Origin of the sequence: Psychrobacillus sp. NEAU-3TGS (assembly GCF_029955155.1) — a bacterium.
In the GTDB taxonomy this organism is placed as follows: Bacteria; Bacillota; Bacilli; order Bacillales_A; family Planococcaceae; genus Psychrobacillus.
Map to the genome: position 1 here is coordinate 70,474 of NZ_JAPNOZ010000008.1, position 13,790 is coordinate 84,263.

At 38.1% G+C, this 13,790-nt stretch carries 11 protein-coding genes and 1 pseudogene; 6 read left to right on the top strand and 6 right to left on the bottom strand.

Going from position 1 to position 13,790, the window contains the following annotated elements; all coding sequences use genetic code 11:
- Positions 1–46 precede the first annotated feature (46 nt).
- The 3 genes and pseudogenes from OR571_RS07415 to OR571_RS07425 form a co-directional block, all read right to left on the bottom strand.
- Positions 47–1,507 carry a CoA-acylating methylmalonate-semialdehyde dehydrogenase gene (locus tag OR571_RS07415; RefSeq protein ID WP_282242198.1) on the bottom strand — a complete coding sequence of 487 codons (1,461 nt, stop codon included), beginning with the start codon at positions 1,505–1,507 and terminating at the stop codon, positions 47–49.
- Between the two features lie 29 nt (positions 1,508–1,536).
- Positions 1,537–2,735: pseudogene (locus tag OR571_RS07420) on the bottom strand (iron-containing alcohol dehydrogenase).
- A 148-nt stretch (positions 2,736–2,883) separates the two neighbouring features.
- Entirely contained in the window at positions 2,884–4,305 is a 1,422-nt protein-coding gene (locus OR571_RS07425; RefSeq protein ID WP_282242199.1) for a sigma-54 interaction domain-containing protein, read from the bottom strand.
- Between the two features lie 211 nt (positions 4,306–4,516).
- On the opposite strand from OR571_RS07425, the gene OR571_RS07430 reads away from it, so the two are divergent.
- The 5 genes from OR571_RS07430 (at position 4,517) to OR571_RS07450 (ending at position 9,743) form a co-directional block, all read left to right on the top strand.
- Positions 4,517–5,707 (top strand): iron-containing alcohol dehydrogenase, encoded by a 1,191-nt coding sequence (locus tag OR571_RS07430; protein ID WP_282242200.1) that lies wholly within the window; start codon positions 4,517–4,519, stop codon positions 5,705–5,707.
- A 249-nt stretch (positions 5,708–5,956) separates the two neighbouring features.
- Positions 5,957–6,625: a hypothetical protein gene (locus OR571_RS07435; RefSeq protein ID WP_282242201.1), complete on the top strand. Its 669-nt coding sequence runs from the start codon at positions 5,957–5,959 to the stop codon at positions 6,623–6,625.
- 189 nt (positions 6,626–6,814) lie between these two features.
- Entirely contained in the window at positions 6,815–7,483 is a 669-nt protein-coding gene (locus OR571_RS07440; protein WP_282242202.1) for a hypothetical protein, read from the top strand.
- A 15-nt stretch (positions 7,484–7,498) separates the two neighbouring features.
- Positions 7,499–9,385, top strand: coding sequence for a DUF6792 domain-containing protein (locus OR571_RS07445; protein ID WP_282242203.1), 1,887 nt, complete (start codon positions 7,499–7,501; stop codon positions 9,383–9,385).
- 7 nt (positions 9,386–9,392) lie between these two features.
- Positions 9,393–9,743, top strand: coding sequence for a hypothetical protein (locus OR571_RS07450; protein ID WP_282242204.1), 351 nt, complete (start codon positions 9,393–9,395; stop codon positions 9,741–9,743).
- A gap of 219 nt (positions 9,744–9,962) precedes the next feature.
- Here OR571_RS07450 and OR571_RS07455 read toward each other — a convergent pair whose 3' ends face one another.
- From OR571_RS07455 to OR571_RS07465, 3 genes are all read right to left on the bottom strand, one after another.
- On the bottom strand, positions 9,963–10,814 hold the full coding sequence (locus tag OR571_RS07455; RefSeq protein ID WP_282242205.1) for a pentapeptide repeat-containing protein: 852 nt from the start codon (positions 10,812–10,814) through the stop codon (positions 9,963–9,965).
- Positions 10,815–10,853: 39 nt separating this feature from the next.
- Positions 10,854–11,018 carry a hypothetical protein gene (locus tag OR571_RS07460; RefSeq protein ID WP_282242206.1) on the bottom strand — a complete coding sequence of 55 codons (165 nt, stop codon included), beginning with the start codon at positions 11,016–11,018 and terminating at the stop codon, positions 10,854–10,856.
- A 374-nt stretch (positions 11,019–11,392) separates the two neighbouring features.
- On the bottom strand, positions 11,393–12,313 hold the full coding sequence (locus OR571_RS07465) for a LysR family transcriptional regulator (protein ID WP_282242207.1): 921 nt from the start codon (positions 12,311–12,313) through the stop codon (positions 11,393–11,395).
- A 136-nt stretch (positions 12,314–12,449) separates the two neighbouring features.
- Here OR571_RS07465 and OR571_RS07470 point away from each other — a divergent pair, with 136 nt between their 5' ends.
- Complete coding sequence (locus OR571_RS07470) at positions 12,450–13,703, top strand: MFS transporter (protein ID WP_282242208.1); 1,254 nt, start codon at positions 12,450–12,452, stop codon at positions 13,701–13,703.
- Positions 13,704–13,790 lie beyond the last annotated feature (87 nt).

Here is a 13,790-nt window from a genome sequence, read left to right on the forward strand (position 1 = left end):
AAAAAGAAGTCATGACTGAATGTCATGGCTTCTTTTTGTGAAAGTATTAAACCCATTTTGTAGTAATCACTTTTTTTCTTGTGTAAAATTGTAATCCATCTTTTCCGTTGGCATGTAGATCTCCGTAGAAGGAATCTTTCCATCCTGAGAAGGGGAAGAAAGCCATTGGAGCGGGAACGCCAATATTTACACCTAACATACCTGCATCGATTGTTTCCCGGAACTTGCGAACACTTCCACCATCGTTTGTAAAGATACAAGCACCGTTCGCAAAACGTGATTGGTTACTTAAATCAATTGCCTCTTCCAGGTTTTTTACTCTGGAAATCGACAATACTGGCGCGAAAATTTCCTCCTGCCATATTTTCATTTCTGAAGTTACATTATCAAAGATAGTAGGTCCTACAAAATATCCTTCTTGTTTGGCAGCTTCGTCTAGACGACCATCACGGACAAGTTTAGCTCCTTCTTTTTCGCCACCTTCGATAAAGTCAAGTGTACGCGTTTTATGATTATCACGGATGACAGGACCTAGGAAAATCCCTTCATCTAATCCATTTCCAATTTGAATTTGGTTCGCTTTTTCTGTAAGTAATGCAATAAACTCATCCGCTATTGAATCTTCTACCGCAACTACAGAGGCAGCCATACAACGTTCTCCAGCAGACCCAAATGCAGCATTCATAATTTGTGTTGTCGCATTTTCCAAATTCGCATCGCTTAAAACGATGGAATGATTTTTCGCTCCTGCTAGGGCCTGAACACGTTTTAGGTTACTTGTACCTCGTTTGTAGACATAATCGGCAACAGGTTGAGAACCAACAAAAGAAATGGCTGCTGTTTGTTTGTGATCCAATAAACTATTTACAACATCATGTGCTCCGTGCACAATATTAAATACGCCAGCTGGTAAACCTGCTTCTTCCAGTAGCTCTGCCAAGCGATTTGCAAGTAATGGTGTGCGCTCTGATGGCTTCATAACAAATGTATTTCCAGTAGCAATAGCCATTGGGAACATCCAGCAAGGTACCATCATTGGAAAGTTAAATGGTGTAATTCCTGCAATAACGCCAATTGGATAACGGTATACGCCCGATTCCAAATCTGTTGCAATCGATGGAAGTGATTCACCCATCATTAATGTTGGGGCACCTGCAGCGAATTCCACATTTTCAATTCCGCGCTGCACTTCACCATATGCTTCTGTAAAGTTTTTACCGTTCTCTATTGTGATCAATCTTGCCAGTTCATCATGATTGTCTACCAATAATTGCTGATATTTAAATAGAATACGAGCACGTTTTGGAACAGGGACATCTTTCCAAGTTTCGAATGCTTCTGCGGCTACCTCAATAGCATGGTCTGAATCTTTTGTAGTTGAAATTGGGACATGGGCGATTATTTCACCTGTTGCTGGATTATAGACTTCAAGTGATTGGTCTGTATTTGCCTCTATCCATTTACCACCTACATAGTTTTTTAGTGTTTTTAATGTTGTTTGTGTCAATGAAAAAACCTCCTGATGTATTTCTTATTTTATTTTGTTACCATGTTTTCTGAGCTGAATTGATAGTCGAAGCATACTTCATAGAGTTCTTCGATTTCTTGTTTCGTAGGTACTTTTGGATTGTTATTTGGACTTCCGCTTGCTAGTGCATCTTCTGCCATTTTGCTAATTGCATTATTAAATGCCTCTGGTTGGATACCCCAGCCTTTTAAATTAGGAATCTCTAATTCTTGGCAAAGTTTTTTTACTTCGTATACAGTTAGCTCAGCAGCCTCTTTAGTGGAAAGATTACCACAGTCAGGCTGAAATAATCTAGCTAAATCAGCTAAGCGTTCAATACAGGCATCTAAACTGAATTCAAGAACAGCAGGCAGTAGCATAGCATTGGATATACCGTGCGGGACATGAAATAATGCACCGATTGGCCTAGACATTCCATGGACAAGGCAAACGGATGCATTGGTAAAAGCCATTCCAGCTTGTAGGGATCCTAGTGCCATGGCTTCTCTTGCATCAATATTTTTTCCATCCTCATATGCAGTTTTTAAGCTTTTTACTATTTTTTCTATAGCCGAGAGAGCAAGAGTATCTGTCATTGGCTGTGCTTTTATAGATAAGTATGCTTCGATTGCATGGCTTAGCGCATCAATTCCCGTAGCTGCTGTAACACCTTTGGGAGAAGAGAGTGTCAATAATGGATCGACAATGGCAACTTCCGGCATAAATGCGGGTTGCTTAATCATCATTTTACATCATTGGTTGTATTTGTAATAATGGTAGCATCTGTGGCCTCTGAGCCTGTTCCGGCAGTCGTCGGAATAGAAATATGGGGAATTGGCTGCTTATCAGCAAGTTTTTTCCCACCCATGTAATCGCCTATGTAACCACCATTGGTTGCCAACACTGAAATTGCCTTTGCAGTATCAATACAGCTTCCACCACCAAGGGAAATGATTACATCGCAGTTTTCTTTTTCAAATATTTCAAGTGATTCCGCTACATAAACATCTGTTGGTTCGGAGGCGACTCCCGTGTAAAAAGCACTTTCAATTTTCCAATTCAAAAGTAGATTGTTACATTCCTCTATATAGCCTAAGCTTTCCATCACTTTATCACTGATGATCAATGCTTTTTTCCCTTTGGCTGACGTTTCCTCACCGACTTTTTCAAAGGCTTTTCGACCATAGTGAATTGTTTGGGGTGTACGAAAAACAACAGGTTGATCCAATTAAATTACCTCCCTTTCTTTTCACATATAACTATGCAAGAACCATGCCAAGTTATAACGGTAGTAGGGGGAAGTACTCCAATAAAAAAAGTGTAGCTAATAAGCTACACTTTTGTAGAAGGTGTTGCTTTTAAACTACACTAATCGATTACTGCAAGCCGTGTTTCTTCAATTTTTTATATAAAGTCGTACGGTGGATACCCAGTTTATCGGCTGCTTTTGATTTATTTCCTCCCGAATCCTTCATTGCTTGTATGATTATTTCCTTTTCTTTATTATCGTCCTCCTTTTTCAATTGATTGATCGGAGAAAGAGGAGGGATAGAGGAAAAATGCTGACCTTTAATATAATTAGGGAGATGGTGTGAATCAATAACATTTCCATCTGTTAAGATGACTACCTTTTCAATAATATTAGCTAGTTCTCGTATGTTTCCATACCACTCATAATTCATTAAAGATGAAATTGCATTCTCTGTAATTTCTTTTTCCGCCATCTCATATTTCTTACAGATGTCTGTCAAGAAATGAGCGATTAGAATGGGAATATCCACCGATCTCTTTCTGAGTGGTGGGATAGCAAGTTCAATCACATTTATTCGATAATATAAATCCTCCCGAAAAGTACCTGACTGAACCATTTCCTTCAAATTTCGATTCGTTGCTGCAACAACTCTCGCCTTTAATTGGATTGGTTTAATTCCTCCAACTCGTTCAAACATTTTTTCCTGTAAGACGCGAAGCAATTTTGTTTGCATCATTTGGGGCATTTCACCAATCTCATCTAAAAATATCGTGCCAGATTCCGCTAATTCAAATTTACCGGGTTTACCACCTTTTTTTGCACCGGTAAAAGCACCTTCTTCATAGCCAAATAACTCTGATTCAAATAGATGGTCAGGAATTGCCCCGCAATTTACACTTATAAAAGGACCTTGGGTATAGTGACTAAGATCATGAATACTATGTGCAAACATTTCCTTCCCTGTCCCGCTTTCCCCTGAAATTAAAACGGTTGCTTCTGTTTTAGCCACTTTTCTCGTCAGACGTTTGAGATTGGCAATAGCATCACTTGTACCAATGATTTGATCTAAAGTTGAGTTACTTACTTTTGTATTTTCAACAAGCTTTTGACTATTAATTTTTCCGGTCTGTGCCGTCTTTTCTAGAAAACGTTCATAAATACGGTAAAGCTCTGTCACCCCTTCAAAAATCAACATACCAACAGCTCCAACCAACACTCCTTCTTTCCATAATGGAATACGGTGAACGACCATTGGTTGGCCTTGAATATATTGAATGACACCTCGTTCAGGAATTCCAGTATTTACCGTATGATGAAGATTTGTATTGTCGATAACTTCGGAAACAGGACGACCAATTGCGTCTTTTTTATCTACACTTATAAATCGACTGTAAGCATCATTAAACTCTACTATAATTCCGTTCTTATCAACAACAGTTACTCCTTCGTAGGCACTGTTTAAAATGATTTCTAATATGTCCGTAGTATGTAAGTCTGGAGTTTTTCCTGCTAGTTTTCCTTGTCGCAAATTCTCACCCCGTATCATTATATCGAAAGACTAATCTTCTATTAGTATACCTGTTTTTTAAGAACATAGAATAGTCAGATTGGTTATAGAATAATAGAATACGTGAAATAATCTGAAAATTATTCTATAATGATTAATCTATTATGTGTATCATGTAAATATGGGGTTAGATTCATTAACAAACTCCGCAAGTAAATAAATGATTTTAACAATAATAGGAGGGGTATACGTGAAAACTTATAGCTATTTTTGCTCTACTCAAATCGAAATGGGAATCGGAAAAGCAAAACAACTTCCAGAAATGCTGCAATCGCTTGAAATCGGCTCATCTATTTTATTAGTAAGTGATCCTGGTGTAGTCCGCGCAGGACTGGTTGCACCGATAAAAACTGCCCTAGAGACGGCTGGTTATCGTACATTATTATTTGACTCCATTGAACAAAACCCTCGAGATACAGATTGTTTGGAAGGGGCCAAAATATTTCGCGACTTTGCTACAGACGCTGTAGTAGCTATTGGCGGTGGAAGTGCGATGGATACAGGGAAGACTATTGCACTATGTGGACCAAATGGTGGAACTCCTTCTGATTATGCCGATGGTTTACGTGCTTACACGAATATTGCTCCAATTATTTGTATTCCAACTACAGCTGGAACAGGCTCAGAAGTGACTCGATCGGCTGTTATTACCGAGAAATCAACACATCGAAAGATGACACTCAAAAATGCTTCCTTGAGACCGACCCTAGCTGTACTTGATCCTTCCTTAACATTTAGCGTTCCATCAGCTGTTACCGCTGCAACTGGTGTGGATGCATTAGTTCACGCTATTGAAGGGTATACATGTAAAGTAACTAATCCCATTTCGCAAGCCCTAGGTGCTAAAGCGATGGAAACGATTGTTTCTGCGTTGCCTATTGCTTTTCGTGATGGACAAAATGAAGAGGCTCGTCATGACATGTTAGAAGGCAGCTTACTCGCTGGTTTATGTTTTGGGTCTGCGGATGTCGCAGCAGTTCATTGTTTAGCAGAAGCACTTGGTGGGCTTTATGATACTCCTCATGGTGTTGCAAATGCAGTGTTCTTACCGCATGTATTACGTTTCAATGCTGAAGAAGACAAACAAATGCATGCAACATTGGCACGTTATATGAAATTTGCAAATGATTCGGACACAGAGGATATGGCTGTTGAAAAGCTAATAGAAGGGATTACCTCCTTTACAGAGCAACTCAAAATCCCTAAGTTAAAAGATTTACCGGGTGTACAGGAAGAAGATTTCCCACGCATTGTGGAGTTAGCAATGCAGAACAATTCGACCCCAAGCAATGTTCGTTCCGTTACATCTGCTGATTATTTAAAGATTTTGGAGAATGCTTACTATAATGTGCACCGTAACTTTAAAGAAGTAAGTAGATAAACAAGCTATAACCACTTCTCAAAATTAGAGGGGTGGTTATTTTCGTAGATTAAGAGTGAGAAAGGTAACAAAAAACGATGCTATTATGCATTTCAAAAGACCTTTAGTTTGAAGGGAAAAAATGACTTATGAAGCAATTGTAAGATATTAGCTGGATTTCAATTGTTCAGGTCAAGGAATTATGCTAATTATTAGAATATGAAGTAAATAGAATCTACTCATGCATTTATTTCTTTAAGGAGTGCTGTCATGTGGAAAAATTATAGTTTAATAGTATGGCTCGTAATCATTGGCTTAGTAATGGGAGGTTGTCAAATGGGAAAGGGAAGTGAAAGGGATATAAAACCTTTAGAAATGAAGGCGGAGGATTTGCCGGATGTCCGGGCACTACAAGACGAATTTACGCGTAGTTTCATTGAGTCCACTGAAGAGGTGGAGCCAGGATATTATTCTTTCCTTTCGGGGACGAAGCAGTATCGAATGCTATTTCCAAAAGAAGGAGTAATTCATCAAGGGTATGGGGTGAAAGAAGATCAATTTGAAGGCTTTTTAATGAGTACTATAAATGACAATGGAACCGATTCCCAAATTAAAATCAACTATTATGCCTATGCGACTATAGAAAGCGTTGAAGGTGGATTGGAAATGTTGGAAGGGAGTGTTGGACAAAAGCTGGAGTTTGAAAAAGTGAAAGCTGAAACTTCAGAGCTATACTATGCGCCATTCCAATTTGATTCAGATACATTCGGCATAGCAGCATTGGTCGCAAGTCTAAAAGAGAACGGTGTGATTCAAATTGTATATGATACGCAATGTAAGAAGGATCAAAATGAGTGTAAGCAGATAAAAGAAGAAGAAGTGGATAAGATGATCCATTGGGCCGAATCGATTGAGTTCGTAGATAAAGAAATCAAATAAAAGTGTTGATGGAGTAGTTGAATTGAGAACATTTCGATAATCTTCGGGGCAACCAACTTTATTGAAAGGAAGCTTTATCTTAATTTTACCAGATAAAGGGCTTCACTTTACTTCAGATTACAAGTGTAATCTGCTAGTAAAGCTAGGTAAGTTGATGGTGTAATATCTACTTCAATAAGGAGTGCTGACATGTGGAAAAACCATAAACCAATATTATTTATGGTAGGCATTAGTTTAGTGCTGGGAGGTTGTCAAATAGCAAAGGAAAATGGAAAGGAAATAAAATCTTCAGAAATGCAGGAGCTCGATTTGCCAGATGTCCGAGCGCTACAGGATGAATTTACACGAGGTTTCATCGAGTCTACTGAAGAAGTGGAAAAAGGATATTATTCTTTCCTTTCGGGGACGAAGCGTTACCGGATGCTATTTCCAAAAGAAGGAGTGATTCATCAAGGGTATGGAATAAGAGGCGACCAATTTGAAGGTTTTTTAATGAGTACTATAAATGACAATGGAACTGATTCTCAGATTAAGATCAATTATTATGCTAATGAGTCGACTGAAAACGCCTCAGTAGTCTTGGAAATCTTAGAAGGGCGTGTCGATCAGAAGCTAGAGTTCGAAAAAATTACTTCTGAGTCTTCGGAAGTCTACTATGCGCCAATTGAATTCGAACCCGATGTGTTCGGTATAGCTGCATTGGTCGTAAGTTTAAATGGTGAAGGTTCGGTCCAAATCGTTTATGACACGCAATGTAAGAACGATAAAAATGAGTGTCAGCAGATAAAAGAAGAAGAAATAGAGAAGATGATCCATTGGGCCGGGTCTTTTGAGTTCGTGGATCAAGAAGTCCAATGAAAGAGGTGATTACAAATGGAAAATGATATCTTAAATTCTGATATTCTCCGGCTGCGTTTAATTGATTTAGAGTACAAAGGTCTGAAAAATGAAGACTTTGAAAAGGAAATCAGAAGGATTTATTTTGAAGAAACTGGTCACGAATTGAAAGCGGATATCGAAATATTAAAATCGAGCGATGCGAAAAGCATAAAAGGCGATGAATCTGGCTATGACGGTACTGCTGTTTATTTCAAGACGGAAGGCAAGGATAATGACCAATTATATATCCTTTCCCAAGGCAGTCAGCAGGCGAAGGATTGGGAGTACAATATGAATGCAATGTTGGCAGGGCAAGATGCATCACAGACTTATGCCACATATAACTTCGTCAAAGATGCAAAGGAGCACTTTAACGTCAATGATACAGCAAATCAGACAGATATTATCGGAATGTCCCATTCTCTTGCCCACAATAATAATGCATCAACACAATTGATCTACAATGTGTTTGATAAAGTCTACAGTGTGAACGGAGCTCAGACAAATTATTATCAGCTTTATTTTGCAAACGCAGAGTTTCGTCACGAAGTGAATAAGCAATTTTCCTTAAATCGAAATGATTATTTAGCTATTTATAAACTAGACCCAGCACAATTGCGGAATTTCACAGAAGAGTATTATGAGAAGAAAGGAAATACGAAAGGCATTTACCAGCTCATTTCAACAGACGATCCTTTATATGGCATAAGTGGGGCAAGAGGTTTCTTTCCTGTAGGAACTGTTGAAATGATCGATACAAATACAGAAAGACCAGGAATCCGTGACATATTCGATCAGCTACCCGATTCAGAAGTAGCACATTTGCAACAGCTTGCCATCACGTATACGGTAGCAGAGAAAGCAGGCAGCACAAATGGCCTTAAGGAACTGACAGGATTAGACATATCGATATTTGAAGGGGCAAAGGGGAACTGGGATTATGCAAAGTTGTACGTGACAAAAGGCGATGAAATCAATGCGATGATCGCAGACATGAATACAAAAGTTCCCCTGTTGATAGATTCCATCAAAAAAATGACAAGTAATAGTGATGTCATTTTTAGTCACTTTGTCGATGCAGGATATTTGAGTGAAGCTGATAAAGATATTGTCGTCAAGGAATTGACGAATATTGAGGGGCTTTTGGAAGAAATGAAGTCCCTCATCCAGACGAATAACTCCATCCGGGAATCCCAATACGATGGGAACTATTCGGGTAGTAATCCATTCATGACGGTACTCGGTGCAGATATCGGCTCGCTCATCCGTCTATTAAATTTGAAAGATTCATTTACGGAGAGCTTCGAAAAGCTACAACATATATTAGGACCTATGCTTGCAGAAATCGGAGACAGTCATTCCATTCTCGAAATGCTGAATGCACTGGGATTCCAATCCGGTCGTGCTTATTCAGGGAGTGATCTGATTTTAGTGAAAGGGAGCGGAGCTGATAAAATCAAGGTAAATATTTCTGCAACAGTTCGTATGTATCAGCAGGGCAACGAATCATTGGAAGTAAAAAACCGCCATGTAGAGGCGCTTATAGCAGCATTGGATGCCGAATTGGTAGACGGGTTTATGCTAGAGCGGACAAAAGTCGTAAATCGGATCAATGAGATTGAAAGTAATCCATCTTCCTATGCCGACCATATCAATGCATGTGTTGCCCCTTCAGGAAATAAAGCAGAGGTCGTAGGGGCCAATGTCCATGAATATTTACCGCCTTTAAGTGGTATTCAGTTCGACGGCATTCAATCGATTTTACAAACAGAAATTACGAATGCGAAAACATTTCTAACTACGTCGAGAACAGCAATCGAAACCCTGTTTGATAAGGATGAATTTGTTGCAGCGCTGTTTGACTATGTTCCAGGAGGTTAAAAGGGAAATGTATCGTTATTATTCAGTTAATCTAACGGCAAGAATTTTACCTTATGAGAGTCATTTGGATAAGAAAGATAAACTCCAGCAGTATGTGGATGCTATCCACGAAGAGGATCGGAAATTTTTGAAATTAGTGCAAGACATCATGGCGGACGACGCAAGTACTGGTAAAATTGTAGAAGCCATTGATCAAAATGCAAATGAGCAATATCAAAAAAACGAGGCGGCGCTTCAACTTGTTAGTTCAGATATTTCGAAGATGGTTCAATCCTTCGATGATCAAGTGGATGATATGAAAACACAATCGATGACAATTGACTATCGAGTGTGGGAGGAAGAGGCGGAGGCCAACTAAATAGAAGATTAATAATCTTTTATAGACGTCTGAACAAAGAAAGACATAATATAGTTTTACTATAGTAGAAATCGTCCACTCATATTATCGATGAACGATTTCTTTTTTCTTTTGTTAAAGTTAGTAGTTGATTTTTCCCAAAGCATCCGTTAATGAAATAAGAGATTTTGTATCAATTGACCGGAGATAGTCTTCAAAAGTATCTCTCCATACACAAACTTAGTTAATCCAATGTGGAGGACGTTGTAGATGAGGGGGTAATATTGTCTCTACATCACCTTTAGCTGAATTAATTTGCATTTGAGTTAAAAACATGCTCGTTGATAAGTTCGCTCCACTTAAATCAGCATCACGCAAATCGGTACCAATAAAACTCACCGCTCTTAAATCTGTATTTTGCATATCGGTAGCAATTAAATATGCTCCCCTGAAATCAGTTCCCCTCAAATCTTTATCCTTTAATTTTTTTCCTATCCAATCGGCTCTTGCATGGTCATATTCTTTCACCTTTTTAGCTCCAGGTAACTTTGCAATAATATCCTCTCTAATAATATCACTTGTTGCTGTAAGCAATTCATTCAACGTATATCGATACATCACTAGATCAAGAGATAATAGTTCATCAGAATCCAACTTGGTTAAACCCTGCAGCTCCATTAATTTCTGACTCAACTTATCAGATAAGGTAGCTGGAATATCGTACGAAATGGCTTCTGCTGCATACGCAATCATTTCATGGATTTGCTCCATTATAGGAAACACTTGGAACATTTTTTCTCTAATTTTAGGATTATCTCGCCAACTTTGGCCATTAAAAGTAACCTGAGAAACTACTTGCCCAGCACCTAAACAGTCAAATACTGTACAGCCTTTAAAGCCTTTTTCTCTTAACTGGCTATGAATTTGGCAACTATAATCAGATCGTAAATTCATGCAAGGAGTACCTGCGGGTTTAATAATTGGAAAATCACTAGATGGCATAATATTAAGTGCTGTGCAGCAGAGTCCAAAGCATTTAGTACAATCAGCAATTAACCCTTTTCTTATATTTTTGACTGTTTCTTTATTCATTTTTAACCCTCTTTAAATTTCTACTTTTAAGTTGAGCAACTATGGTTTACCAATTACGGGATATACATCCGTTATATCTTCTAAATCTTTAATCAAATCCTTTAAAAACGATTGATTTGACATAAATTCAAAGGACAGCACTGCACCAGTTCCTACTGGATAACAAGTTTCTCCAGACCATTCTATATTACCTAACTTACCCATTTTTCCCTCAAAGTGTATAAAGCTATCTAAAATTATTCAATATAGCCTTTCCCGATAAATGCCTATCCATTAACTTCAAATCATCAACAAAATCTCTAATTTCATCTGTCCTTAAACTTGCTTAAAAATCAACATAATACCCTGGAATTTCAACTTTTACATTGGAAACAACCCAGTTCCCAGTTTCCATCCCAATAATCATAGCTATTCGGATGTTCACGTCCTAAAATCTCTATTTCAACTTTAGTTTTCTCTCCTAACAGACGAAACTTCAACTTACCACCTCAAACTATTTTCCTTATTGGATTAAACTGCGGTGTTAGTTTAAATGCAATTTAATGGAATTAATCAACTTTTTTCTTAAAGAGAGCCTATTATTTATTCAACGAAAATGTTTCTATGTTCGACCAATCTCTCGCATGCTTCAATGTAATTTCGATAAACATTGCTAGTGCCGGGGAAACCCACTTGTTTTTATGATAAGCAAATTGAGAGAAAATCGGATAAAAGCCCCCATCACAAGGAATCACTTTTAATTTACCTTCTTTGATTTCTTCATTTACTGCCATTAAAGGTAGACAAGCAATACCTAAACCACTCATGACACAACGTTTCATCGCTTCGACACTCCAAAGCTTCATGGTATGAGAAGGCGTAATTCCTCTATCTCCTAGGTATTCTTCAAACATATTTCGGTAACTGCAATCTTCCTCATTCACGATTAAACATTCGCTTAGCTTTTGGTTATCATAGCTTTTATCTAACATATTCAGCGAACAGTCAGGACTTCCGACAAGGACAATAGGTTCATCCAGTAACGAATGGACGATTAAATCTGAATCTTGCAGTTGTGGCAACATAAGAAATGCAATATCTGCATTACCACTAAGTATCGCTCTTTTGTTATCTCCGCAAGTGGCGTTACTTAAACTGATGCTCACTTGTGGGAACTTCTTTCTGTATTCTCTTAGTATTGGTTCTAAACGGTATACCGTTAAGGACTCTGGAGCGGAAATCTTTAACTCTCCACTCATCTCCTCTTCATCCCTAGTAATAGTCTCTATCCTTCCATAGGTTTCTAAAATTTCTTTCGTATATGGCAATAACTTTTTGCCGACATCGGTCAATTTTAGTTTCCTACCAATTCGATCAAATAGAGGGGCACCTAAATGTTCTTCTAGTGCTTGAATATGAGAAGTTACGGTAGATTGTGTATATCCTAAATGTTCCGCAGCCTGCGTGAAGCTTCCCGTTTCAATAACTTTTTTAAATGTAACAAAATGGCGTATTTCCATTGTTTCACCTACTTTGATTTTATGTTATTACCATAGTATCAGAGATATCAATAGATAACTTCAGAAATTTCAATTTTACTGATAATTTAATATGGGTTAATGTTAAGGAAAGTATCTTAAGATGGAGGGAATTGTTTTGAAACGTATACATTATAGTTGGTTTATCCTTGCTGTAACATTTTTCTCCATTATTGTAGCGGGAATTACGATGTCATCTTCAGGAGTTTTTATAACTCCATTCGAAAGCGAATTTGGCTGGAATCGATCGGTTATTGCAGTTGCTTTTGCGATTAGCTTGTTTTTATATGGAATATCTGGACCGTTTATGGCGGCATTACTCAATGTGATGGGCTTACGGAAAATGATGATGATGTCGATGGCCACTTTGCTGACGGGGATGCTTCTTACCTTCATTATGCAGCAAGCATGGCAGCTAATCATCATTTGGGGAGTCATTATTGGACTTGGGTCTAGTCTATTTTTAACCGTATTAAGCCCCTATGTGGCGAATCATTGGTTTGAGAAAAGAAGAGGCCTTGCAGTAGGAATTTTAACCGCGAGTACAGCAACAGGTCAGCTAATTTTACTTCCTGTTTTAGCAGGTATTATTGAGAACTATTCGTGGCGCCCGGCGATGGGATTAATTTTGACCTTGAGTTTGATTATGCTGATCGTCATTTTAATATTTATGAAAAACAGTCCAAAAGACGTTGGACTTCTTCGATATGGACAGGAAGAGGAAGTAGAGGATAGCAAGGAAGAACAAAAGGAAAATCCTATCGTAACTGCATTTAAAGGTTTATCAGCTGCGGTGAAAGTGAAGGCGTTTTGGTTATTAGCAGGTAGTTTCTTTGTTTGCGGATTTTCCACGAATGGTTTAATCGGTACGCATTTTGTTTCCTATTGTATCAGCTTTGGGATTCCTTTAGTTACAGCGGCTTCTCTTCTTTCGTTTATGGGGGTCTTCAATTTGGTTGGTACTACTTTATCTGGTTGGCTATCGGATCGTTTTGATAATCGTTGGCTATTATTTACCTACTATGCTTTGAGAGGAGCTTCTTTAGTTTTTCTTCCTTGGGCGTTAAAGGAAGGATCTATGACTTTATTGTTTATTTTTTCTATATTTTATGGATTAGATTGGATTGCTACTGTACCACCAACGATTAGTATCTCTAGACAAATTTTTGGCATAAAGCAAAGTGCCGTCATTTATGGCTGGATTTTTGCATCTCACCAAGTAGGTGCAGCAGCTGCGGCTTATGGAGGGGGACTCATTTATCAATTTTTTAATTCTTACACAGGGTCATTCCTTATGGCAGGGATTTTCTGTTTATTAGCAAGCTTTTTTGTTATTTTTATAAAAAAACAATACTCTGGTCGATTGGCTTAACTACAGAACTACCACTAAGTTATAAGTACTAGAAACAACATAAACCACAAAATAAAGGCATAGGTTTTGAAGCGAAATCCTTCATTC